This window comes from Streptomyces sp. ISL-94, assembly GCF_018614075.1.
GTDB lineage: Bacteria > Actinomycetota > Actinomycetes > Streptomycetales > Streptomycetaceae > Streptomyces.
The window spans coordinates 33,068-55,570 of record NZ_JAGGOZ010000033.1 but is presented as its reverse complement, the minus strand read 5'-3'; the positions used below and the strand labels follow the sequence as shown (position 1 = coordinate 55,570).

Below are 22,503 nucleotides of genomic sequence, written 5' to 3'. Positions count from 1 at the left end.
CCCGTCACCTCGGGCGGTCGAGGCGCTGGATGAGCAGGTCCGCGAGGTCCTCGCGGGTGGGCGGGGCGGCGTAGTGGGTCAGGTAGACGGCGTTGAGCAGCTGGTCGGCGGCGACCAGCTCGGACTGGGAGCGGTTGAGGAACTCCCGGATCAGGTCGGCCCCGAGCCGGGCGGCCTCCTCGCCCAGGTGGGCGCGGACCATGGTGGCGAGCCGTTTCTCGCCTGGCTGGCCCAGCTTGAGCTGGATGCACCGGCGCAGCAGGGCGGCGGGGAAGTCCCGTTCCCCGTTGCTGGTCAGGATGATGAAGGGGAACGCCCGGCAGCGCACCCGGCCGCCCCGGACGGTCACCTTCGCCCCGTCGTCGGTGAGGACCTGCACCTCGGGCTCGGTGTCGGCGACCCGCTCCAGCTCGGGGAGGGCGAACTCCCCTTCCTCCAGCACGTTCAGCAGGTCGTTGGGCAGGTCGATGTCGCTCTTGTCGAGCTCGTCGATGAGCAGGACGCGCGGCCGTCCCGTGGGCAGCAGCGCCGTGCCGAGCGGCCCGAGCCGGATGTACTTCCCGATGCCGGGCACCCCGCCGGGAGCCCCCGCCGGTGTCCCGCCCGGAGCCCCCGCCCGCGTCCCGCCCGGGGAGCCGCCGCTCGCCGCCAGCTGCACGTCCTGGAGCCGGGCCAGCGCGTCGTAGCGGTACAGCCCGTCCTGGAGCACCGTCCGCGACACCACCGGCCAGCGCAGCACCCGCCCCAGCTTCAGCTCGTGGGCGACGGCGTGCGCGAGCGTGGACTTGCCCGTCCCGGGAAAGCCGGTCACCAGCAGCGGCCGCCGCAGGTACAGCGCGGCGTTGATGGCCTCCAGCTCCTCCGGCTCGGGCCGGTGCAGCTCCGCGGCCTGCCGGTGCGCGCCGAGCCGCCGGGCGATGTTGCCGTCGGCCACCGACGCGCCCGCGGCCGGGCCGCCCTCCTCCCCCACCGGGCCGCCGTCGAAGTCCCGCCACGGCGGCGGATCGGGCAGGGCGTCGATCCCGTCGTGGGGTTCGCCGACACCGCGGTAGATGAGCCATTCGTCGTTCATGGGTGCTGTTCCCTCCTGCCGGTCACAGGTCCCCCTGGAGCGGCTCGTCCTCGGGCAGGGCGCGTGCGGGGTCGTCCCAGACGAGCGCGATCCCCGCCGCCCAGTACGCGTCCGGGTCCGCCCCGAACGCCCGCCCCCGCAGGGCCTGGAACCGCAGGGGCAGCACCTCCCCCCGGCCGGCCTCGACCAGCTCCGCCCGCAGCCCCCGGTGGAACGGAGCGCACGACATCCCCGGGTCCGCGGGGGGCCGCCTGCACACCACCACCCCGTATCCGGCGTCCCGCACCGCGTGCAGCGCCCCGCGCGTCGGTTCCGGCCCGGGCGCCCGGCAGTGCACCGGCACGGTGTTGTCCGGCAGCGCGGCGAGCCACGGCGCCGACGGGCTGCGCGGGCGTCCCCGCAGGCAGTCGGCCCGTTGGTCCAGCAAGGGTCCGGCCTGGACGCGCGCCCACCGGGCGGCCGCGGCGGGGCTCGCGGTCCCGCGGGCGTGGCGCAGCACCACCGGCCGCTGCACCCCCAGCGGCACCCCGCCCGACAGCACCCATTCGTCCACCGCGATCCCGAACAGCTCGGGGTCGACGGCCACTTCGAGCAGGGCTGCCGCCTCGTGGGTGTCGCAGCGCCTGAAGCCCTCGGCGAGCGGGGCCCGCAAGGCCTCGCGCAGCCCGCGCGGTGGGACCCGTACGCCGGACTCCACCGGCGTGAGCCGCCCGGGGTGCGCCGGGCCGGCCAGCACGGAGACCGCCCAGTCGTAGACGTCCTCCCAGCCGTGGGGCCATAACTCCAGCAGGACCGACGCCCCGGTCGGCAGCCCGCCCGCCGGCCGGGCCGGGCCGCGTACCGCCCGCACGGCCGAGGCCCGCCGACGGCGCTCCCGGTCGGCCAGGCCCCGCTCGTGGCGCTCGCCGAGCTCCCGGCGCAGGGGCCGCCACAGCCGCTCGGCCGTGGCCCGTACCCAGTCCCACAGGTCCTCGTCGGCGCCGGGGGCGGGCGGCTCGCGGTAGTCGGCCACGCTCACGTCCGTCGCGTAGCGGAGCATCGCCGCGGCCTCCCCCGTGCCGCCCGGCGGGTCGCGCAGCAGCCCGATCCCGTCGCGCCAGCTCAGCGGGGCGAGCGGATGGGGGTCCGGCTCCTCGCCGCGCGCCGCCTCGACCAGGGCCCGTACGACCTCCGAGGAGCCCGGCGGGGGCAGTTCGGCGAGCAGCCCGTACAGGGTGGTGCGCTCGCCGGGGGTGAGCCGGCCGCGCCCCTCGTGCGGGTCGGCCTCGGTGGGGAGTTCGCCGTGCACGTCCGTCCAGGTCCGCCGGCTGTCGAGGTCGCTCAGGTGCTGGTCGTAGTGGTGCCGGTCGTGGGCCTGCATGACCCGGCGGTAGAGCCCGATCTGGCCGCGCGCGGCCATGGGCAGGGTGCGCAGCTGTACGACGGAGACGGCGAGCCCTCCGCCGCCGGTGTGCCGCCGGGCCTTCACCACTCCGACGACCTCGCCGCGGGCCAGGTCCACCACGGGGCCGCCGGACATCCCGGGCTCGATCTCGTCGTCGTCGCCGAGCCGGATGGCGGCGCCATTGCCGGCGGTGCCGCGCAGCCGGGTGGTGCGGCCGGTGATCTCGGGGGTGCCGAGGTCCTCGGTGCAGCCGAAGTAGGCGACCTCGTCGAAGCGGGGCTTGGAGCGGTCGGTCAGCCATACGCAGGCGTGCGAGACGGGGGCGAGCACCCGGATGAGCGCCAGGTCGGGCAGGTCCCACAGGGCCCGTCGGCCGGGCCGCCGCTCCTCCAGCCGCTCGGGCAGTACGCATTCCACGCGCCCGGTGACGGTCCCCGTGCCGCCGTTGCCCCCGGAGGAGAAGGTGATGCCGACCTCGCGCCCCGTCAGACGCACCGCAGCACCCCCTTCGCCGACCACGTGCGCGCACGTCAGGATCCAGCCGGGAGCGATGAAGAAGCCGCTGCCCCAGGTGGGTCCGGTCCCGGGAGTCTCATACCCGGCCGAGGGGGCGTGGACGCGTACGGTCGCCGCCTGGACGAGGGGCTCGAGGAGTTCGAAGGCGCGCGCTGAGCCGACCGTGCGCCCCTCCGTCATCCGCGCCCCCCGCTCGTGAGGCATCCAGGCTACCGCCGGGTCACCTCGGGCGGGAGGTGTCTTCGCGTCCGCGGATTATCCTGGCGGGAAACGCCCCCTGAACACCCTCATCACGGCACGGAGCCCGACTTGTACTTCACCGATCGCGGCATCGAGGAGCTGGAGAAGCGGCGCGGCGCTGAGGAGGTCACCTTCGAGTGGCTCGCCGAGCAGCTGCGCACCTTCGTCGACCTGAACCCGGACTTCGAGGTCCCGGTGGAACGCCTGGCCACCTGGCTGGCCCGCCTGGACGACGACGAGGACGCCGACGAGTAGCCCGCCCGGGCCCGGCCCCCGCGGCCGGGCCCCTCGGCACGCTCGCGCGCTGCCCCTGGGCCAACGTCGAAGGAAGCGGCCACTACCTCTACTGGTTCATCCAGCCGGGCCAGAAACCGGAGCAGTGGACGGTCGCACTGAATGGAAGCCCGAGGAATGGACCGTGATGGCCGATGCCGGCCGCGGCCCGGAGGGGGAACATCACCCCGTCCCATGCGCCCGGTTCGTCCTGTCTGCCCTCACCGGAGAGATCCGGTCCGGCGTCCTCAGCGCCCTTCCCGCCGACGCCCACGAGTTCGAACCCAACAGCGACACCCTGTAGACGAGCCCGTCCGGGGCAAGCAGCAAGCGCGCTGCAGGACGTCCGTCCCGTCCGGTCCCGGACCCGCCTCGCCCTTTCGGCCGATGCGAGTCGGCACGCCGACACCGAGAACGGCCCGGCTGCGCGGAGCAGTCGGGCCGTTCTCATGCGCGCTCTGACCAGCGCGGCGGGTGCACAAGGCGCCGGATCAGGCGGCCTTGGTCTCCCAAAAGATGCGATCGTTCCCCTGGGCGCAGGCATCCGTGATCACACAGCGTTCCCGCTGGGCGGGAACATGCAGCGTCTCTGATTGGCTTAGCGATCCTGTGCGTTGCGCAGGATCAGGTGCAGCAATATGCCCTGCACAAGCCAATCGTGTTCGTGCCCTGGTGCCGACTGGTAAAGCCATCGGCCCGCGTGGCACATCCCTCCGGACACTGGCCGGTCAGACTTGCGCGGTCTACCCGGGGAGGGCGCCCGACGTCGCCTGGGCGCCGGCGTGATGGAAACACTCTGTCACAGCATCACTACGGATTGCTAATCCGACTGGTGAGCCTGCGACCCCAGGCGGGGCTCGTACGCACCGCCTGGGGCCGCAGAGAGCACCTACCAGACCTTGGCGACCACGTTGCTCGGTTCGCCGCGCCAGACCAGTCCCCCGGCCTCGGACGCGGTCATGCCGAACTGATCCCGGCCAGGCCGGCCGAGCCTCTGCCAGGACTTGTAGGCGTTCTCCACCTCGGTCCACAGCTTCCGCGGGCCGTACTGCTCGGTGACGAACTCCTCCGCGCCCTCGGTGAACTCGACGGTCGCCCAGGACTTCCGGTCGTTGGCCAGAAGCCAGTACGTCGCCTCGCCCGGCGCCTCGTCGCCGCCACGGTGCAGCTGCCCCCAGACCTCAGGGACGTGCAGCCCGATCCAGAACTCGACGTCGCCCTGGTGGTGGATGTCGTACGGGTTGGTGCGGGTGGTGCCCTCCTCTCCCTTCTCCTCGTGGTAGATGTCCGAGATGACGGCGTGCCGGTTGCGCTGCTGGCGGGCCCACATGAAGTCGGGGTTCCCGCCGAAACGGCCGATGCCGCGGCAGCCCGCGACGTCGAGGGTCACGTACGAGTACGAGTGGAAGGCGTTCCCGAACGGGGCGACGATCCGCCCTCCGTCCTTCACCTGCCCGAGCAGTTCGCCCGGGATGGCCTCCAGGCAGCAGGTCGCGATCACCTTGTGGAAGGGTGCTCGGTCCGGACAGCCCTGGAGGCCGTCACCGTGGAGGACCGTCGGTTGGTACCCCGCGAGACGCAGGTTCTGGCGGCCCTCGAGGAAGAGTCCCTCGTCGTACTCGACGGTCGTCACCTGGCCGTCGCCGAGCTGCCGGCACAGCCACGCGGCCATGTAGCCCGTGGCCGTGCCGATCTCGAAGACGTTGTCTCCGGGCTGGATATCCGCCAGGGCGAGGATCTCGAGCATGGCCGACGGCTTCGACGAGGACGACGTCGGTGTTCCTGGGCCCTCGGGCGCCCCGTCGTCGTACTGGGTGACGAGAGGGGTGTCCGAGTAGACGGCCGCGGCCCAGCCGACGGGATCGGTGAAGCGGTCCAGTTCCTGCATCCGGTCGGGGATGAACATTCCCCGATCGACCGCCCGGACCGTTGCCGCCCAGTCGGGCGGCAGGGTGCCGGCCTCCTCCAGGGCCTGGACGAGGTGTCGCTGGGTGTGCACGCCGTTCCCCTCTACTTCGACTTGGGCGGCGTCTGGGGGTTCGACGGCGGGGTGTTCCTCGGCGGCGGGGTGACGTTCGGCGGCCGGTCCCGGTGTCCGTCCGACGAGGCCGTGTCCGGCTTCCCTGAGTGCTTCATGCGAGGCATTGGGTGGTCCCTTCTCTCATGGTCGGATCGTGCATGACCCGCCCCGGGTGGAGCGGGAGTACGTGGGGGCCTATCGGCCGAAGACCCCGTATGTGAGCGCGCCACCGACGGCGACAACGGCCAGGAGGTAGAGAGCTTGCTCCTGCCAGGGCTTCACCGGGGCCCCTCCCGGAGGTGCCCGTCAGGCGGTCCGCCCGGGGGGCTGCTCGGAAGGGAGTTCATGTGCTCGTCCTCTTCGGGCCCCGGCCAAGGATGTCTGCGCGCTGCCAGCAATGGACGGGGTCGTGCCAGACGGCCCAGGCGTAACCGCAAAGTCGGCAGTCGGCCATGGGGCCGCCATACCGGATCGCAATATCGGCCAGCAACTGGCAGCCAGCGCACCTCATGTGGTCGCTGGTGCAGGCACCGCCGGATGCGCGGGGGAGGGCTCGACCTCCAGGGTCAGCCGCGAAAGGTCGAAGGCTTGCCTCTCCATCCGGGGCAGGTCGCCAGTCCAGCTCATCGACACACGACCTCCGGCTCGGGAGGCACCGGGGGCTGCCGCTCCTGGCACCTCGCGTGCACGGCCCAGGCCGGGACACGGATCGTCTCCGGGGTGCTGGCCGGCTCGGCAACGAAGATTCGGCGAAGGGTGGCCCCGGGAACCCGGATGGGCAGACGGGGGCGCCTCTGACCGCTCACCACTCTCGGCCGCCGTGCTCCGGCTCCCGCTGGAGCGCCTTCACGAAGGTCTCGACCACGCGCGCAAGAGCGCGGGCGTAGGACCAGTTCGGAAACGCGCTGTCCATCGCGGGCCCGGTCGCGAGTACGTCCTGCCAGTCCCGCAGTCCTCCGCGCGCTCGAACAGTCAGCAGCTCCTCGGGCAGCGCGGCGACCTCCTCGACCAAGCGGTGCCCGTGCTTCAGCAGGGTGACCGTGTGCTGGGCGAGCTTGGTCGGGTCCGGTACGAGATGCATCGGGCCGCGCAAGACGGTGAAGGCGGCGAGGAGGTCACTCCCTCGGTCCTCGACGGCCGTGGCCAGAACGTGCGCGGCCTCGGATGCGTTGGCAGCGGAGTTGTCCGCCCTCTCATTCGGCCGGGAGGCGACTTGGCCCCGTGCCCGGGGGGTCTCGGTCATGCTGCCGGCCTCCCTTGCAGCGCCTCGGGCAGGCAGACGACGAAGACGCCGAGCTGGCCGACCCAGTCCCTCCAGCCGGTGCGGTCGCCGGAGGTGTAGGCCAGGTGCGACTCGTCCGGTACCAGCAGCCCGGACACCTGCCTTTCGCGGAAGAGCGCTTCGAGGCTCGGCCAGGTGTGCCGTGCGGCGCGGGGCGTCTCAAGGGATCCCATGTCATACGCGGTCGCTCCGGGCAGCACGGTCCAGTCCCTCGCCTCCGCGTACTCCTTGAGAGCGGCGAACACCTGCTGGGGACGCACGGCCGCCTCTTCTTCGAGGCAGGCGTAGAGCGCCACGTTGACGCGGGGGATGCCAGCGGCGGCGTCCGCGATGTTCCTCCGCCGTTCGAGAGTCTGGAGGCTTCGGTTCATGTCCCAAAGAATCCCGCGCGCGTCCGGCCAGGAACAGAAATGCCCCGTGCGACTTCGAGCATCCATAGATGCCGAACTCGTACGGGGCATAGGACTGTTGACGGTGCAACAGATGAGAGTCGCACGCGCCGTGGGAGTTAGAGTGCGGTCCTCCGGTCGGCTGCCGCGAATCCGGAGTCGACCGGCGTACGCATACCGATCAGCTTCGAAACGCGGGCCAGCCGCACGTTGGACTGTCGGCCGACCTTCTCGGCGATCACGCTCGGGAGGGTCTGGTGCCGGGCCCACTCGGGGGCGCCTCGGAGTGCCACCTCGAGGGTCTCCAAGGAGGCATCCCACATCTTGGCGTCGGCCTGCGCCATCGCCTTGTCCATGGCGTAGCGGTTCCGGGCCGCTTCGGTGAGCTGGGCGGTTTCGCCGTCGTGGATGGACTGGATGAGGGTAAGGGCCTTCCCCGTCTGGCCCATCGCCACGTTGATACCGACCGCCTGGGTGGTCGCGGTGACCGGGCCGAACAGGGTGCCGTGGGCGCGGTGCTCGGTACCCATGCGGGCCCCCGTCGCGTTGGACTGGGACAGGAAGTCGGCCGCGCGCTCCTTGTCTCCCTTCCGAGAGGCCACGACCGCGGCGAAGTTCACGTGGCTGCCGTACACGGCCAGCTCGTCCGGTGTGGCCCGGGAGAACCGCGGCTCGATGTCGGTCGCGGCCTTCTCCGCCAGGCGCAGGGCGTCGTCGAGGCGTGCGTCCCTCATGTAGACCCAGGCGCGTCCGGAGTCCACGAGGGCGGGCCGAAGTGCGTCGTCGCCCTTCTCGGCCGCGTTGCGGGCGTGACCGATCGCCGCGTAAGCGAGGTCTCTGACGCCGACGAGGTTGGCCACGTAGGCGGCGATCCGGTACACATCCGAGAGGGCGCCCCACATGATGCTCTGCTGCCCGGTGGGCCGGTCCCGCAACGTGGCTGCGGCTGCGACGAGGAGGGGCGTGACGGTGGCGCCGGCCTCGGTGTAGTGGCCGCGCCAATACATCTCCCAGCAAAGGGCCGTTGCACGCCGGAGGTCGTCGTGCGTTGCCGGCTCGGCGGCTTCGGGGAGGAGACCGGCGGCTGTGTCGTGCACGGCGGCGGACAGGGCGCGGACCATCATCCGGTCGTCCTGGTCCATCGCGCGGCGGGGTGGCTGCTGGCCTTCGATGACGGAGATGTCCGCGCCGAGCGCTGCGGAGATCGCCATGAGCGTTGGAAAGGTACGGCGGCGGTCCTGTTCCGCAGCCTGGATGGTGGCGACCGACAGGCCGGTCATGGCGGCGAGCTGCTCCTGGGAGATCGACTTTCCCCGAAGGATCTTGATGCGTTCGCCAGTGCTGTACGAGGACCACGAGGGCATAATGGGCTCCGTTCTGAACCTCAGCTATTCAGAACGGTACCGGCCAGTTGGCGTGTTGGGCATGGCGATCTCGTCCAGCGCTTGCGGGCCAGAAACGCAGAGATGCCCACCTCCCGTCGAGGAGCGGCTGGGCCACAAGCTCCAGGGCGTCGAGGGGACCTACTTGCACACCTCCCCGGCCATGGAGCGCGGGATCTCCCGGGGCCTCCAGTGGGCGTGGGAGACGCCGTCAGCGGCGAGGCGAGCGAGACGTCGCGGAAGGAGTGGGCGGCGACGGCGGCGTGATCCACTTTCATCTCCCAAACGTCTCCCAGATGATCTCGTGAGAGCCCAACGGCCCGGCCGCGCGAAGCGGTCGGGCCGTTGCCATTGCCATTGCGCTCTGACCAGCGCGGCGGGGTGAACCGGGGCGCCGGATCAGGCAGCCTTGGTCTCCCAGAAGATGCGGTCGATCTCGGCGATCAGCTCAAGGGCCTTCTGGCCGGTCGCCGGGTCGTTCGACGCCTTGGCGGCCGAGAGGGCCTTGAGGGTGTCGTTGACCAGGGTGTGCAGCTGCGGGTACTTCTCGAAGTGCGGGGGCTTGAAGTAGTCGCTCCACAGCACCGAAACGTGGTGCTTGGCGAGCTCGGCGCGCTGCTCCTTGATGGTGATGGCGCGCGCGCGGAAGTCGGCGTCGTCGTTGGCCTGGTACTTCTCCTGCACGGCCTTGACGGACTCGGCCTCGATGCGGGCCTGGGCAGGGTCGTACACGCCGCACGGCAGATCGCAGTGGGCGGAGACCTTCGCCTTGGGGGCGAAGAGGCGGGAAAGCATGGAGTGTGTCCTCCTCGTGATCGTCTTCTCAAGGGGGAGATTACTCGCTCGGAAACCGGATTTCGCGGGCGCCCCCGTGGGCTTAGGACAAAAGTCCAGGGTCGCGCGCGGACCGGTGAGCGAATGTACGGACCCGTACGGCAGCATGCGGGGGTGACGAGGAGGACGCGCATGGTGGAGAACAGGCGCCCGCGGAAGCAGTTCGGGGTGGTGGAGGTGACGGGGCCGTCGATGACGCCCACCCTCAACCACGGGGACCAGGTGCTGGTCCGGTACGGGGCCGGCATCCGGCCGGGTGACGTGGTGGTGCTGCGCCACCCCTTCCAACAGGACCTGCTGGTGATCAAGCGGGCGGTGGAACGGCGGCCAGGCGGCTGTTGGTGGGTGCTCGGCGACAACCCGTACAACGAGACCGGCGACAGCACCGTCTACGGGCCGGTGCCCGACGAGCTGGTGCTGGCGACCGCCGTCCTGCGCTTCCGGCCGCGCGAGGAGCATCAGCGCTCGCTGAGGGCCCGGCTCTCCTGGGCGGTCTCGGCGCTGCGCCCGCTGTGGGCGGACGCCTCGGCCTCCAGCCGCTTGCGGGCGCGGTAGGCCGCCACGTTGGCCCGGGTGGCGCAGCGGTCGGAGCAGTAGCGCCGGGAGCGGTTGGTGGAGGTGTCGAGGTAGGCGTTGCGGCAGGGCGCGGCCTGGCACACGCCGAGGCGGTCGGGGCCGTGCTCGGTGAGGGCGAAGGCCAGGCCCATCGAGGCCATCGCGGCGTAGCCCGCGGAGGCGTTCGAGGGGTGCTCGGCCAGGTGGATGTGCCAGTCGGGGCGGCCGTCGTCGCCGATGGTCTCGTGCCCGGAGACCTGGGGGCTGACGGGGAACTCCATGAGCAGCGAGTTCAGCAGGTCGACGGCGAGGACGTGGTCGCCGCTGTCGGCTGCCTCGAAGACGGTGCGCAGCCGCCCTCGCACGTTGCGGAAGCGGGTGACGTCGGTGTCGGTGACGCGGCGTGCCATCTGCACGCTGGCGCCGAACAGGGCGCGGACGGCGTCCACCGAGGTGAGCGAGTCCTTGTTGCGGGCCGGCTCCTCGGTGTTGACCAGGCGCACGGCGAAGTCCGAGTAATGGGCCAGTTCCACTTGTAGTCCTTACGGCTGCGGATCATCGTCTCCGGGTAACGGCTGAGATGTCTACGAGGGTATTACGTATGGAGGGGTCGGGGATGGCTCGTACGACAGGAATGACGGGACCGACACAAACCAGTGCCTACTGGCAGGCCTGGCAGGACAGCTGGGACCGCCGGCAGGAGTGGTACATGCCCGACCGCGAGGAGCGGTTCCGCGTGATGCTGGACATGACCGGGGCGCTGGTGGGCCCCGCTCCCCGGGTACTGGATCTCGCGTGCGGTACGGGAAGTATCACGGACCGCGTCCTCAAACGGTTCCCGGAAGCCACCAGCACGGGCGTCGATCTCGACCCGGCGCTGCCGGCCATCGCCCGGGGCCGCTTCGCGGGTGACGAGCGGGTCTCCTTCGTGACCGCCGACCTCAAGGACCCCGACTGGCGCGCGGCCCTCCCCCACGACACGTACGACGCGGTGCTGACGGCCACGGCCCTGCACTGGCTGCCCAGCAAGGACCTCGCCGTCCTGTACGGGCAGCTCGCGCCGCTGGTCCGCCCGGGCGGGGTGTTCATGAACGCCGATCACATGCCCGATCCGGCCACCCCGCGCATCGACGCCGCCGAGCACGCGCACCGGCACGCCGGGATGGACCGGGCCAAGGCCGCCGGGGTGCCGGACTGGCGCGAGTGGTGGGCCCTGGCCGCCGCGGACCCGGTGCTGGCCGAGCCGGTGAAGCAGCGCTTCGAGATCTACGGGGAGCATGCCCACGGCGACACCCCCTCCGAGGCCTGGCACGCCCGCACCCTCCTCGACGCGGGCTTCGCGGAGGCCCGTACGGTCTGGCGCTCGCCCTCGGACGCGCTGGTCCTAGGCCTCAAGTAGGGACTTGCACGGCGAGCAGGGACTTGCACGGCGAGCAGGGACTTACGCCGGCAGACGAAGAAGGGCGGTACGGGAGAGACCCGTACCGCCCTTGCGCCCTCCCCGGCGCTACAGCACCTTGGAGAGGAATGCCTTCGTCCGGTCGTGCTGCGGGTTGCCCAGCACGTCACGCGGATTGCCGGACTCGACGACCACGCCGCCGTCCATGAAGACGAGGTTGTCGCCGACCTCGCGGGCGAAGCCCATCTCGTGGGTGACCACGATCATGGTCATGCCCGACTCGGCGAGGTCGCGCATGACGTCGAGGACGTCGCCGACCAGCTCCGGGTCGAGGGCCGAGGTGGGCTCGTCGAAGAGCATCAGCTTCGGCTCCATGGCGAGCGCGCGGGCGATGGCCACGCGCTGCTGCTGGCCGCCGGAGAGCTGGGAGGGGTAGTTCCCGCCCTTCTCGCCGAGGCCGACCCGGTCCAGGAGGCGCACGGCGCGCTCGCGCGCCACCGCCTTGGACTCGCCCTTGACCATGACCGGGGCTTCCATGACGTTCTCAATGGCCGTCATGTGCGGGAAGAGGTTGAAGCGCTGGAAGACCATGCCGATGTCCCGGCGCTGGGCCGCGACCTCGCTGTCCTTCAGCTCGTAGAGCTTGTCGCCCTTCTGCTTGTAACCCACCAGCTGGCCGTCGACCGAGAGCCGGCCGGAGTTGACCCGCTCCAGGTGGTTGATGCAGCGCAGGAAGGTCGACTTGCCGGAACCGGACGGACCGACCAGGCAGAAGACCTCGCGGGGCGCGACCTCCAGGTCGATCCCGCGCAGGATGTGGGCGGCGCCGTACGACTTGTGGACGCCTTCTGCCTTGACCATCGGCTGGGCGGTCACTTCGCCACCTCCGTACGGCGGAACATGTTCAGGTTGGCCTTCAGCCGCTGGAACGGCGTGGGCGGCAGGCTGCGCAGCGAACCGCGGGCGTAGCGGCGCTCCAGGTAGTACTGGCCGACGCTGAAGACGCTGGTCAGGGCCAGGTACCAGATGGACGCGACGAAGTACATCTCGATGACCGCGCCGGCCGTGGTGCCGATGTTGGAGCTGGCCCGCAGGAGTTCGGTGTACTGCACGGCCGAGACCAGGGACGAGGTCTTCAGCATGTTGATGAACTCGTTGCCGGTCGGCGGGATGATCACGCGCATCGCCTGCGGGAGCACGACCCGGCGCATGGTCTGCGTCTGCGTCATGCCGAGCGCGTGCGAGGCCTCGCTCTGCCCCTCGTCGACGGACTGGATGCCGGCCCGGACGATCTCCGCCATGTAGGCGCCCTCGTTCAGGCCGAGGCCCAGGAGGGCGACCATGAACGGCGTCATGACGTCGACGGTCTCGTTCTTGTAGATCGGACCGAGGTTGATGTACTGGAAGATCAGCGGGAGGCTGAACCAGACCAGCAGCTGCACGTAGACCGGGGTGCCGCGGAAGAACCAGATGTACAGCCAGGCCACGAAGCTGGTGACCGGGTTCTTCGAGAGCCGCATCACGGCGAAGAGGATGCCGAGCACGAGGCCCAGCGCCATGGCGGTGATGCTGATGAGCACCGTGTTGCCGAGGCCGGTGATGACCGAGGGGTCGAACAGCTTGTCGCCGACCGTCCCCCAGATGATCTTGCCCTCGGAGAAGGCGTAGACGAGCCACGCGAGGAGTATGGCGACGACCACAGCGCTGATCCAGCGGCCGTAGTGCCGTACGGGGATGGCCTTGATGGCCTCGTAGGGAGTTCCCGAGGCGCCGGGTCCGGCCGGAGGAGTTGCGGCCGGACCCTTGTCGATCTTGTCAGTCACAACGACTGCCCTTCAGTGGAGCTCTCGGATCACTTGCCGGCGTTGACCGTGGCGGACGGCACGGCGCTGTCCTTCACGTTCCACTTCTCCAGGACCTTGGCGTAGGAACCGTCCTTGATGATGGCGTCGAGTGCTTCCTTGAGGGCGTCGCGCAGCTGGGTGTTCTCCTTGGAGACCGCCATGCCGAAGAAGCCGACGTCGGCCTGCTGGCCGCCGACCTCGAAGTCGTTGCCGCCGCCGGAGGTCTTCGCGGTGTACGCGGTGACCGGGAAGTCGTTCAGGTCGGCCACGGCGCCGCCGGCCTTGACGCGGGTCTGGGCCTCGGCGTCGGTGTCGAAGGCCTCGATGGTGAGCTTCTTGTCACCGCACTTCTCGGCCTGGGCCTTGAAGGTGTCCTCGTACGTGGTGCCGCGCTGGACGGCGACCGTCTTGCCGCACAGGTCGTCGAGGGACTTGATGTTCTCCGGGTTGCCCTTCTTGACCAGGAGCGAGACGCCGGAGGAGAAGTAGTCGACGAAGTCGACGCCCTTGCCGATCTTGGCACCCTTGTCGTCCAGGCCCTCCTGGCGCTTCTTGTTGTCGGTGATCGACGACATGGCGAGGTCCTGGCGGCCGGTCTCCAGCGAGGTGATCAGGCCGTCGAAGGTGCCGGAGGTGAACTGGAACTTCACACCGAGCTGCTGGCCGAGCGCCTCGGCGATGTCGGGGTCGACACCGACGATCTTGGAGCCCTCGGTGAACTCCATCGGGGCGTAGGCGGCGTCCGTGCCGACCTTGATGACACCGGCGTCCTGGATCTTCTTCGGCAGCTTGGAGAACAGCGGGGCGTCGCTGGTCTTCTCCTTGGTCGCCGAACCGCCGTCGGTCTGGTCGCCACAGCCGGTCAGGATCAGGGCGCCGGCGACCGCGATCGCGCCGACCGCGGCGATCCGGGACCGGGCGGCGGTCGAACGACGGGTGATGCTTGCGGTCATGAGCTGGTTCCTCCGGCTGGTGGAAAAGCATCGAAAAACGGTCGGACACGCACCTTCGAGTGTCGCGACCTTGTGTGATTACGGCATCTTGCCATTCGGACTGGCGCATTCAGGCTGCCCGTCAGGTCAAAATCAGATAACGGACACCCTGGATCACCCCACAGGACTGCGGGCAAGAGCCCTCAAGACCGCAGGAACCGCCGCGATCAGGCCTTTCCTGCTCAGTTTTTGCGGGATGTCTCGCCCATTGGACACAGAGGTTTGGACTTTCAGCCAAAACCGGGACAAGCGGCCTATGGTCGAGCAGGAATCGACTCGTCTGGGTGAGTGTTCTTCGGGTAGAACAGATCCTTACACCCCTCATCCGGGGCTCAGGGCGCGCGTGCGGCGCGCCCGCGCGTACGAACCTCCCCTTCGCGGAGACGGGCCAACCGTCGATGCGGAGTACGGACGCGGTGCCCGCCCACCCCTTAACCAGGAGTGGCCACCCTCAATGAACAAAAGGACCTAAGGGGTCACACGAAGTGGCAGCGGAGATCGTCAACCCTCGCAGTGACAGTGCGACGGACAACAACCCCGACGCGGTGTTCGCACTGCACCGGGGCGGCAAGATGGCCATCCAGGCCACGGTGCCGGTCAACGACAAGGACGACCTGTCCCTGGCGTACACGCCCGGCGTGGCGAAGGTGTGCACCGCCATCGCCGAGCAGCCCGACCTGGTGAACGAGTACACCTGGAAGTCGAACGTGGTCGCCGTCGTCACCGACGGCACGGCCGTGCTCGGGCTCGGTGACATCGGTCCCGAGGCCTCCCTCCCCGTGATGGAGGGCAAGGCCATCCTCTTCAAGCAGTTCGGCGGTGTCGACGCGGTCCCGATCGCGCTCGCCACCAAGGACACGGACGAGATCATCGAGACGGTCATCCGCCTCGCCCCGTCCTTCGGCGGGGTGAACCTGGAGGACATCTCCGCCCCGCGCTGCTTCGAGATCGAGCGGCGCCTCCAGGAGGCGCTGGACATCCCGATCTTCCACGACGACCAGCACGGCACCGCCATCGTGACGCTGGCCGCCCTGCGCAACGCCGCGAAGCTCACCGGTCGCACCCTCGGCGACCTGCGCGCCGTGATCTCGGGCGCGGGCGCGGCGGGCATCGCCATCGCCAAGATCCTCGTGGACGCGGGCATCGGCGACGTGTGCGTCACCGACCGCAAGGGCGTCGTGTCCGCCGACCGCGACGACCTCACGGACGTCAAGGCGGAGATCGCGGGCCTGACCAACAAGACCAACCAGACCGGCTCGCTGGAGCGGGCCCTGGCGGGAGCGGACGTCTTCATCGGCGTCTCCGGCGGCACCGTCGCCGAGGAGGCGGTGGCCACGATGGCGAAGGACGCGTTCGTCTTCGCCATGGCCAACCCGAACCCGGAGGTCCACCCGGACGTCGCGCACAAGTACGCGGCGGTCGTGGCCACGGGCCGTTCGGACTTCCCGAACCAGATCAACAACGTGCTGGCGTTCCCGGGCATCTTCGCGGGTGCCCTCAAGGTGCGCGCCACCCGGATCACCGAGGGCATGAAGATCGCCGCCGCCGACGCCATCGCCGGTGTCGTGGGTGACGAGCTCGCCGCCGACTACGTGATCCCGTCGCCGTTCGACGAGCGCGTCGCCGAGGCCGTCGCCGCGGCCGTCGCCGCCGCCGCCAAGGCCGACGGCGTGGCCCGCCTGGCCTGACCGCCGCGCTGTACGGGTAGAGGCCCGGCCGGAACCCTCCGGCCGGGCCTCCGCGTTTCCCGGCGGGGCGCCCGTGCGGTGAACGCCTCACCATCCAGGTGCCGGAAGGGCTGGAATCCGTAGGCTACCCAGCGGTAGCGTCGCGGCATGTTCGCTGCCTATGCCGCCCGAATCGACCGTGACCAGCCGCTGACCGGCCTTGAGCTGGGCGAGCGCCCAGCGCCCGAGGCCCGCCCCGGCTGGGTGACCGTGAACGTCAAGGCCGCCTCCCTCAACCACCACGACCTGTGGTCGCTGCGCGGGGTCGGTCTCGGCGAGGAGAAACTCCCGATGATCCTCGGCTGCGACGCCGCCGGGATCGACCAGGACGGCAACGAGGTCGTCCTGCACTCCGTCATCGGCCAGAGCGGCCACGGAGTCGGACCCGACGAGCCCCGCTCGATCCTGACCGAGCGCTACCAGGGGACCTTCGCCGAGCAGGTGTCCGTCCCCGCCTGGAACGTCCTGCGCAAGCCCGCCGAGCTCTCCTTCGAGGAGGCCGCCTGTCTGCCCACGGCCTGGCTGACGGCCTACCGGATGCTGTTCACCAACGCCGGGGTGCGCCCCGGGGACTCCGTCCTGGTGCAGGGCGCCGGCGGCGGGGTCGCGACCGCCGCCATCGTCCTCGGCAAGGCGGCGGGCCTGCGCGTCTTCGCGACCAGCCGGGACGAGGCCAAGCGCAAGCGGGCCGTGGAGCTGGGCGCGGTGGAGGCGTACGAGCCGGGCGCGCGGCTGCCGCAGCGCGTGGACGCGGTGATCGAGACGGTCGGCGCGGCCACCTGGTCCCACTCGGTGAAGTCCCTTCGCCCCGGCGGCACCCTGGTCATCTCCGGCGCCACCAGCGGGGACCGTCCGGCGCATGCCGAGCTGACCCGGATCTTCTTCCTGGAGCTGAAGGTGGTCGGCTCGACCATGGGCTCGAAGGACGAGCTGGAGGACCTGCTGTCCTTCTGCGCGGCGACCGGGGTGCGCCCGGTCATCGACGAGGTGCTGCCGCTGGACCGGGCCCGGGAGGGCTTCGAGAAGCTCCAGTCGGGCGACCTCTTCGGAAAGGTCGTCCTGACGGTCTGACAGTCGATGTCAATCAGGGTTGACACCACCTCCCGCGTCAACCTACATTGACATGCATGACGGAAGCCACCGATCTCGCCGAGCGGGCCGGTGACCGAGACCCGCGTGTGGGCCTGCGTGCCGTGGCCGCCCTCCGGAGGCTGCTGGAGCAGCTGGAGGCGGTACAGGTACGCAGCGCCCGCGCGCAGGGGTGGTCCTGGCAGGACATCGCGGCCGAGCTGGGCGTCAGCCGGCAGGCCGTACACAAGAAGCACGGGAGGCTCTGATGTCGGCACGCTCTCCGAGGTCCTGGCGGACCACGGAGTCACCTACGCCGCGGCCGAGGCGCGCCTGGCCGCGTAGGCCGTGCCTAGTGCGTGACCGGAAAGGTTGACCGGGTCGCGACGCTCCCCCNNCCCGGCACACCCTTCCGGCCAGCAGCACTAGCCGGCCGGGTGCAGCGCGCTCGTGAGGCGGGCCGCCGCCGCGGCCAGGTGGGCGCGGGCCTCGGCCAGTTGGGCCGCGGAGACGCCGTGGTCGCGGGCCGCGTCGCGGATGTCGTCGCGGAACCGGTCCAGCAGCCGGTCCAGGTCGCGCGCCGGGTCCCCACTGGGCTTCAGGTCATCGGCCCAGTCGGTGTCCGCCGGCGGGGACATGGTGGCGGTGGTGGCGGACGGGGCGCCGCCGAGCCAGGCTCCCGCCAGGCTGCCCAGGACGCCGCCCGACTTGGCGAACTGCTCCTGGAGCTGGCCCGCGATCCGCTGGACCTCCTCGCGCGCCCGCTCCTGGGCCTCCTTGGCCTGGCGGCGGGCCTGCTGGGCCTCCTCGCGGGCCCGGCGGCTCTCGTCCTTCGCCCGGCGCGCCTGCTCCTTCCACTCCTGCCTCGCCTTGCGCAGCTCCTCCTTGGCCGCCTTCCAGGACTCGTCCTCGACCCGGGTCGCCGACGCGGAGGCCGCCGCCCGCATCTCGCGGCGCAGGTCGCCGGCCGCGCCCCGGACGTCGTCGCGGATCTCGGCGGCGAGCTCGGTGACCGAGTCGCGGATCTCCAGCTCCAGGTCGGCGAGTTCGCCGCTGCGGTCGGCCAGTTCGGCGCGGCCCGCCTCGGTGATCGAGTACACCTTGCGCCCGCCCTCGGTGGCGTGTGTGACCAGGCCCTCGGCCTCCAGCTTGGCCAGACGCGGGTACACGGTGCCCGCGGAGGGCGCGTACAGGCCCTGGAAGCGCTCCTCCAGCAGGCGGATCACCTCGTACCCGTGGCGCGGGGCCTCGTCCAGCAGCTTCAGGAGGTAGAGGCGGAGGCGGCCGTGGGCGAAGACGGGCGGCATGTCAGAGCACCTTCTTGTCGAACGCGAGAGGGGCGGCGGGGGTGTCGGCGTCGGCCTGCGGGCGGCGCAGCAGCGCGATCGAGCCGGAGACCGTGGTGGCCCGCAGGGTGCCCGTACCGGAGCCGAGGGTTCCGGTGATCCGCTTGGCGCCCAGCTGGCCGGAGACCCTCAGGTCCTCGAAGGCGTTGGAGACGCCGCCGGTGGCGGTGTTGGCCTCCACGCGGGCGTCGGCGGGGTGCGGGAGCCGGATGGCGACCTGGCCGGAGACGGAGTTCAGCGCGATGTCCACGGGCCGCGGGGCGGCCGGGTCGAGGTCCAGGTCGATGAGCATGTCGCCGCTGACCGAGTCGGCCCGTACGCTCACGCCCGCGCCGTCGACCACGGTCAGGCCGCCGGACACCGAGTGGAAGCCGAGGTCGCCGGTGACGGACTGGGCCTCGACGCTGCCGGAGACGGTGTGCGCCTTGACCCGACCGGACAGGCCGACCAGCGTGGCGTCGCCGGAGACCCCGTTGACGTCGGTGCCGCCGGAGATGCCGGAGACGAAGGAGACGGCGTCGACCGCGGCCACCTGCACCCGGGTGGCGGCGGGGACGGTGAGGGTGACGGCCGCGCTGCGCTCCCAGGCCTTGCGGCCGGAGGCGGAACCGGACCAGGCCTTCCACGGCTTGGCCTCGAACCACTTCTTGAAGCCCTGGGAACCGTTCCAGGGCAGGTCCTCGTAGGAGACGGTGAGGGTGCCGCCCTCCTGCACCACGTACAGGGGCGGTCCGTCGACCTCGGTCACCTCCAGGCGGGCCGGGCCGTCCTCGGCGGCTACGACGTTCACCGTGCCGCCGACGAGGCGGACGCGGAGCTCGGCAACCGGCTCCTCGAAGGCGAGCTTCTGCGGTTCGGCGATGTGCCACGTCGACGGTGACGACTGCTCTGCCATGGGGCTGATCCTCCTCGTGCGTTCACGGACGGGGCTCGACGACGCACGCAACATATCGCGTCTTCTAGGTAACACGATATATCGCGGTCGGGCGAAGTCAAGCACGATGCCGAGGCCGTCGTGCGTTGGCTCGCCGCCGCTCCGGGGGCTCCGCCCCCGCGCCCCCGCGCCTCAAACGCCGGCGAGGCTGGGGTGGTGCCCCCGGGTGGGGTCTTGACCGCCGGTGCCGTCCGCGGGGTCCCTCCGGGACGTCTCCTCGGCTCGCGCACCAAGGCACGGACCAGCCTTTGAGCGTGGTTGCGCGCTCGTCCTGCGGGGACGCCCCGGAGTGCCCCCGCTCCCCCGCAGGCCAACCCGGTCCCGGGCACGGGGGAGTCGATTTGCAGCCCCGCCCGGAGACACCACCCCAGCCCCGCCTGCGTTTGAGGCGCGGGGCGCGGGGCGGAGCCCCGTGGCCCCCGGCCGGGGGCGGGTCAGGCCGCCAGCAGCGGGCTCGCGTGCCGGTGGAGCCACGCCCGGTACGGCGGTGTGCGCAGGGCCGCCTCGCGGTAGGCGGCGCGCAGGTCCGCGTAGACCTCCGCGTGGGCGCCCGGGCGGGTGGCCAGCAACAGGCGTACCGCCAGGGGGTCGCCCGACAGCGGGCGGATCGCCATGTCGTCCCGCGGCCCGGAGGTCGGCTGGCAGGGGGCGACCGCCTCGCCGGAGACGATCAGCGAGGTCGCCGTGTGGTAGTCGGCGTGCAGGACCGGCGGGTCCAGCCCGGCCCCGGCGAAGACCCGCCGCAGGCCGTCCCATTCGCCATCGACCGAGGGGTCCACCGTCCACCGGTCGGCGGCCAGGTCCCGTAAGGAGACGACGGCCTGGCCCGCGACCGGATGGTCCCGGGACATCGACACGAACTGCGGCTCCCGCTCCATCAGCACGTGCAGCTGGAGCCCCGCGGGGACCCGCAGCGGGCTGCCCTCCACCTCGTGTACGAACGCCACGTCGAGCTGTCCCGAACCCACCATCCGCAGCAGCGCGTTGGCGGACACGTCCACCACCAGAGAGGTCTCCGTGTCCGGCAGCCGCCGGTGCAGCCGCCGCAGCCAGCCCGGCAGGGCCCGGCTGGCCGTGGAGCCGATTCTCAGCCGCGGCCCGTTGGCCAGTGCCCGTGCCTCCGCCACCAGCGCGGCCATCTCGGCGAGCAGCGGCCGGGCCCGACCCAGTACGGTACGGCCGAAGGGGGTGGGCCGGCAGCCAGTGCGTTCGCGCAGGAACAGCTCGCCGTCCAGGGCTCGTTCGATCCGGCGCAGCTGGGTCGTCAAGGAGGGCTGGCTCACGCCGAGTTGCCGGGCCGCCTTGTGCAGGCTCCCGGCGTCGGCGATGGCGCACAGGGCGCGCAGGTGCCTGACCTCAAGCTCCATGCCCTGAGGGTAGGCCGGGCCCCGCTGACCGCACCAGCCGCCGACAGCCCCTCGAATCCCGCCATTCTCACGGCAGTTGAGCTGTCGAAATCTTCCCGATAGGCCCGCGCTATCGGCCAGTGACATCATCCGCCGGGCGCTTCCGCTCCCTCAGAATCCGGTCACGAACCACCACCCCCCACCGCACCGGACGAGTAGGAGCTCCCCCACATGCGCCACTCCCGTAAGGCCGTTCTGGCCACCACGCTCGGCCTCGGCCTGGCCGCCGCCCTCGGCGGCGTCGTCCCCACCGCCAGCGCCGCCACCGCCCCGGCCGGCAGTCCCGCGAGCTACGCGGCGTACGAGAACTCGCAGGAGAACCAGGCCGCCAACAAGGCCTTCTTCGAGGCCGTGCAGCGCGCGGTCGCCGAGCAGCGCACCGCTAACCCGGGCGTCCTGGCCGTGACCGTCACCTACAACACCCGCAACGCGCCGAGCTTCCGCACCCAGATATCCCGCTCCACGCAGATCTGGAACAGCTCGGTCGGCAACGTGAAGCTGCAGGAGGTCTCCTCCGGCGGGAACTTCTCGTACCGCGAGGGCAACGACTCGCGCGGTTCGTACGCGAGCACAGACGGGCACGGCCGTGGCTACATCTTCCTCGACTACCGGCAGAACCAGCAGTACAACTCCACCCGGGTGACGGCGCACGAGACGGGCCACGTCCTCGGGCTGCCGGACCACTACTCGGGCCCGTGCAGCGAGCTGATGTCGGGCGGCGGCCCGGGCACCTCGTGCCAGAACGCCACCCCGAACAGCACCGAGCGGGCGCGCGTGGACCAGCTCTGGGCCAACGGCCTCGCCGCCTCGGACCTCGCCGCCTCGGGCCTCGGCTCGAAGGGCTAGCCGCCCCTAGCCCTCCGGCGCGGCGTACCGCTCGCACTCCGGGTTCCGGCAGGGGCCCGGAGCCCATTGCGGTACGAAGATCCCGAGGGACTTGTGCCGTCTCACCACCGTCTTGACGGGGCTCCCGCAGGCCGGGCACGTCTGCTGCTCGTGCCCGGCCTGGGGGGCGACCGTCTCGTGCGGGTGCTGCTCGTGCTGTTCACCGGCCATACCTCCACGGTAGGCCCGCCGGCGCTCCCGTGCGAGGAAGTACTGCCCGTTGAAGGAGTCTGGCCGGTTGCGCACCTACCCCCGCGGCTTGCGCCACATCGGCCACATCAGCGGCCCGTCCGGCAGCCGCACCGCCTCGCCCGTGACCTCCCAGCCCAGCCGCTCGTACAGCCGCCTGCTGCGCTCGCTGCTCGCCTCCAGGTACGCCGGCACGCCCTCGCGGTCGCAGCGCTCCAGCACCGGGCGCATCAGCCCACTGCCCAGCCCCTCGCCCTGGCGGCCCGGGGCGACCGCGATCATCAGCAGGTACTCGTGCTCCTCCGACGTCGGGTGGACCGCGCCCGTCAGCCGGCCGACCAGCTCGCACCGCTCGTTGTCCGGGTCGGCGACGGCCCGCATCTTCGCCGGGATCTCGTCCTCCCCCTCCGGCTCGCCCGCCGGGATCCGCAGCCACAGCGCGGCCGCCGAGCCGTCCACGGCGTAGTCGATCCGGCCCTCGGTGAGCGCCACGTCCACGAAGACCCCGAGGAACGTGCCGTGCACGGCGGCCCGGTGGTCAGGGTCCGGGAAGACCCAGCTGCTCACGGGGTCGGTGCGGAAGGCCTCGTCGAGGAGGCGTGCCACCGCGTCCCGGTCCGACTGTTCCGCCTGACGTATCTCCAGCGCCACCGGTCACACCTCTCGCTCCATCGTCAACAACCGTGAGCGATCCTAGGGTTGCGGACAGGGCCGAAGGGCGTGCGGCAGCGGAAAGGCCTGTTCCGACACCCTGTGGATGGCGGAA

General features: G+C 71.1%; 25 protein-coding genes. 8 read left to right on the top strand and 17 right to left on the bottom strand.

All coding sequences use genetic code 11. The features are described 5' to 3' along the window. Nucleotides 1–4: 4 nt before the first annotated feature. On the bottom strand, nt 5–1,072 hold the full coding sequence (locus J7E94_RS13290) for a MoxR family ATPase (RefSeq protein WP_215015239.1): 1,068 nt from the start codon (nt 1,070–1,072) through the stop codon (nt 5–7). Between the two features lie 22 nt (nt 1,073–1,094). Then, complete coding sequence (locus tag J7E94_RS13285) at nt 1,095–3,152, bottom strand: trypsin-like peptidase domain-containing protein (RefSeq protein ID WP_215015237.1); 2,058 nt, start codon at nt 3,150–3,152, stop codon at nt 1,095–1,097. 129 nt (nt 3,153–3,281) lie between these two features. Here J7E94_RS13285 and J7E94_RS13280 point away from each other — a divergent pair, with 129 nt between their 5' ends. Further along, nucleotides 3,282–3,467, top strand: coding sequence for a DUF6104 family protein (locus J7E94_RS13280; protein WP_215015235.1), 186 nt, complete (start codon nt 3,282–3,284; stop codon nt 3,465–3,467). A gap of 124 nt (nt 3,468–3,591) precedes the next feature. Beyond that, nucleotides 3,592–3,789: a hypothetical protein gene (locus J7E94_RS13275; protein ID WP_215015233.1), complete on the top strand. Its 198-nt coding sequence runs from the start codon at nt 3,592–3,594 to the stop codon at nt 3,787–3,789. A gap of 585 nt (nt 3,790–4,374) precedes the next feature. Here J7E94_RS13275 and J7E94_RS13270 read toward each other — a convergent pair. From J7E94_RS13270 to sodN, 6 genes are all read right to left on the bottom strand, one after another. Beyond that, nucleotides 4,375–5,484 carry a protein-L-isoaspartate(D-aspartate) O-methyltransferase gene (locus J7E94_RS13270; RefSeq protein ID WP_215015230.1) on the bottom strand — a complete coding sequence of 370 codons (1,110 nt, stop codon included), beginning with the start codon at nt 5,482–5,484 and terminating at the stop codon, nt 4,375–4,377. Between the two features lie 11 nt (nt 5,485–5,495). After that, nucleotides 5,496–5,621, bottom strand: a complete 126-nt coding sequence (locus tag J7E94_RS35380) for a hypothetical protein (RefSeq protein WP_285440753.1) — start codon at nt 5,619–5,621, stop codon at nt 5,496–5,498. Nucleotides 5,622–6,307: 686 nt separating this feature from the next. Next, nucleotides 6,308–6,748 (bottom strand): DUF6415 family natural product biosynthesis protein, encoded by a 441-nt coding sequence (locus tag J7E94_RS13265; RefSeq protein WP_215015228.1) that lies wholly within the window; start codon nt 6,746–6,748, stop codon nt 6,308–6,310. Continuing rightward, nucleotides 6,745–7,158 carry a hypothetical protein gene (locus J7E94_RS13260; RefSeq protein ID WP_215015226.1) on the bottom strand — a complete coding sequence of 138 codons (414 nt, stop codon included), beginning with the start codon at nt 7,156–7,158 and terminating at the stop codon, nt 6,745–6,747. Before J7E94_RS13260 ends, J7E94_RS13265 begins: the two co-directional genes overlap by 4 nt. Nucleotides 7,159–7,295: 137 nt before the next feature. Then, a complete protein-coding gene (locus J7E94_RS13255) occupies nt 7,296–8,540 on the bottom strand; it encodes a helix-turn-helix domain-containing protein (protein WP_215015224.1) in 1,245 nt (414 codons plus the stop codon). A 417-nt stretch (nt 8,541–8,957) separates the two neighbouring features. After that, the gene (gene sodN / locus J7E94_RS13250) at nt 8,958–9,353 is read right to left on the bottom strand and encodes a superoxide dismutase, Ni (RefSeq protein WP_136215065.1); all 396 of its coding nucleotides are present in this window, start codon (nt 9,351–9,353) and stop codon (nt 8,958–8,960) included. A 171-nt stretch (nt 9,354–9,524) separates the two neighbouring features. Here sodN and sodX point away from each other — a divergent pair, with 171 nt between their 5' ends. After that, nucleotides 9,525–9,947, top strand: a complete 423-nt coding sequence (sodX, locus tag J7E94_RS13245) for a nickel-type superoxide dismutase maturation protease (RefSeq protein ID WP_215015222.1) — start codon at nt 9,525–9,527, stop codon at nt 9,945–9,947. Here sodX and J7E94_RS13240 read toward each other — a convergent pair. After that, entirely contained in the window at nt 9,851–10,480 is a 630-nt protein-coding gene (locus tag J7E94_RS13240; protein WP_215015220.1) for a CGNR zinc finger domain-containing protein, read from the bottom strand. The two genes, sodX and J7E94_RS13240, sit on opposite strands and share 97 nt — an antisense overlap. Nucleotides 10,481–10,563: 83 nt before the next feature. Here J7E94_RS13240 and J7E94_RS13235 point away from each other — a divergent pair, with 83 nt between their 5' ends. Then, nucleotides 10,564–11,346, top strand: a complete 783-nt coding sequence (locus tag J7E94_RS13235; protein WP_374224435.1) for a trans-aconitate 2-methyltransferase — start codon at nt 10,564–10,566, stop codon at nt 11,344–11,346. 108 nt (nt 11,347–11,454) lie between these two features. Here the strand turns inward: J7E94_RS13235 and J7E94_RS13230 are convergent, their stop codons facing one another. The 3 genes from J7E94_RS13230 to J7E94_RS13220 are packed head-to-tail and all read right to left on the bottom strand — an operon-like array spanning nt 11,455 to nt 14,143. Then, the gene (locus J7E94_RS13230; protein WP_215015266.1) at nt 11,455–12,207 is read right to left on the bottom strand and encodes an amino acid ABC transporter ATP-binding protein; all 753 of its coding nucleotides are present in this window, start codon (nt 12,205–12,207) and stop codon (nt 11,455–11,457) included. Nucleotides 12,208–12,218: 11 nt separating this feature from the next. After that, a complete protein-coding gene (locus J7E94_RS13225) occupies nt 12,219–13,169 on the bottom strand; it encodes an amino acid ABC transporter permease (RefSeq protein WP_215015218.1) in 951 nt (316 codons plus the stop codon). Between the two features lie 29 nt (nt 13,170–13,198). After that, nucleotides 13,199–14,143 (bottom strand): ABC transporter substrate-binding protein, encoded by a 945-nt coding sequence (locus tag J7E94_RS13220; RefSeq protein ID WP_215015216.1) that lies wholly within the window; start codon nt 14,141–14,143, stop codon nt 13,199–13,201. A 524-nt stretch (nt 14,144–14,667) separates the two neighbouring features. Here J7E94_RS13220 and J7E94_RS13215 point away from each other — a divergent pair. The 3 genes from J7E94_RS13215 to J7E94_RS13205 all read left to right on the top strand — a co-directional run bounded on the left by J7E94_RS13215 (nt 14,668) and on the right by J7E94_RS13205 (nt 17,246). Beyond that, nucleotides 14,668–15,870 (top strand): NADP-dependent malic enzyme, encoded by a 1,203-nt coding sequence (locus J7E94_RS13215; protein ID WP_215015214.1) that lies wholly within the window; start codon nt 14,668–14,670, stop codon nt 15,868–15,870. A 147-nt stretch (nt 15,871–16,017) separates the two neighbouring features. Beyond that, entirely contained in the window at nt 16,018–16,980 is a 963-nt protein-coding gene (locus J7E94_RS13210) for a zinc-binding dehydrogenase (RefSeq protein WP_215015212.1), read from the top strand. 56 nt (nt 16,981–17,036) lie between these two features. Further along, a complete protein-coding gene (locus J7E94_RS13205) occupies nt 17,037–17,246 on the top strand; it encodes a helix-turn-helix domain-containing protein (RefSeq protein WP_215015209.1) in 210 nt (69 codons plus the stop codon). A 156-nt stretch (nt 17,247–17,402) separates the two neighbouring features. Here J7E94_RS13205 and J7E94_RS13200 read toward each other — a convergent pair whose 3' ends face one another. From J7E94_RS13200 to J7E94_RS13190, 3 genes are all read right to left on the bottom strand, one after another. Further along, nucleotides 17,403–18,284 (bottom strand): PadR family transcriptional regulator, encoded by an 882-nt coding sequence (locus J7E94_RS13200; RefSeq protein ID WP_215015208.1) that lies wholly within the window; start codon nt 18,282–18,284, stop codon nt 17,403–17,405. Between the two features lies 1 nt (nt 18,285). After that, nucleotides 18,286–19,218: a DUF4097 family beta strand repeat-containing protein gene (locus tag J7E94_RS13195; protein ID WP_251056606.1), complete on the bottom strand. Its 933-nt coding sequence runs from the start codon at nt 19,216–19,218 to the stop codon at nt 18,286–18,288. 473 nt (nt 19,219–19,691) lie between these two features. After that, nucleotides 19,692–20,624: a LysR family transcriptional regulator gene (locus tag J7E94_RS13190; protein ID WP_215015204.1), complete on the bottom strand. Its 933-nt coding sequence runs from the start codon at nt 20,622–20,624 to the stop codon at nt 19,692–19,694. A gap of 210 nt (nt 20,625–20,834) precedes the next feature. Here J7E94_RS13190 and snpA point away from each other — a divergent pair, with 210 nt between their 5' ends. After that, a complete protein-coding gene (snpA, locus tag J7E94_RS13185; RefSeq protein WP_215015202.1) occupies nt 20,835–21,509 on the top strand; it encodes a snapalysin in 675 nt (224 codons plus the stop codon). A gap of 6 nt (nt 21,510–21,515) precedes the next feature. Here the strand turns inward: snpA and J7E94_RS13180 are convergent, their stop codons facing one another. Then, complete coding sequence (locus J7E94_RS13180; protein WP_215015200.1) at nt 21,516–21,719, bottom strand: formate dehydrogenase accessory protein FdhE; 204 nt, start codon at nt 21,717–21,719, stop codon at nt 21,516–21,518. Between the two features lie 75 nt (nt 21,720–21,794). After that, nucleotides 21,795–22,388, bottom strand: a complete 594-nt coding sequence (locus tag J7E94_RS13175; protein WP_215015198.1) for a GNAT family N-acetyltransferase — start codon at nt 22,386–22,388, stop codon at nt 21,795–21,797. Nucleotides 22,389–22,503 lie beyond the last annotated feature (115 nt).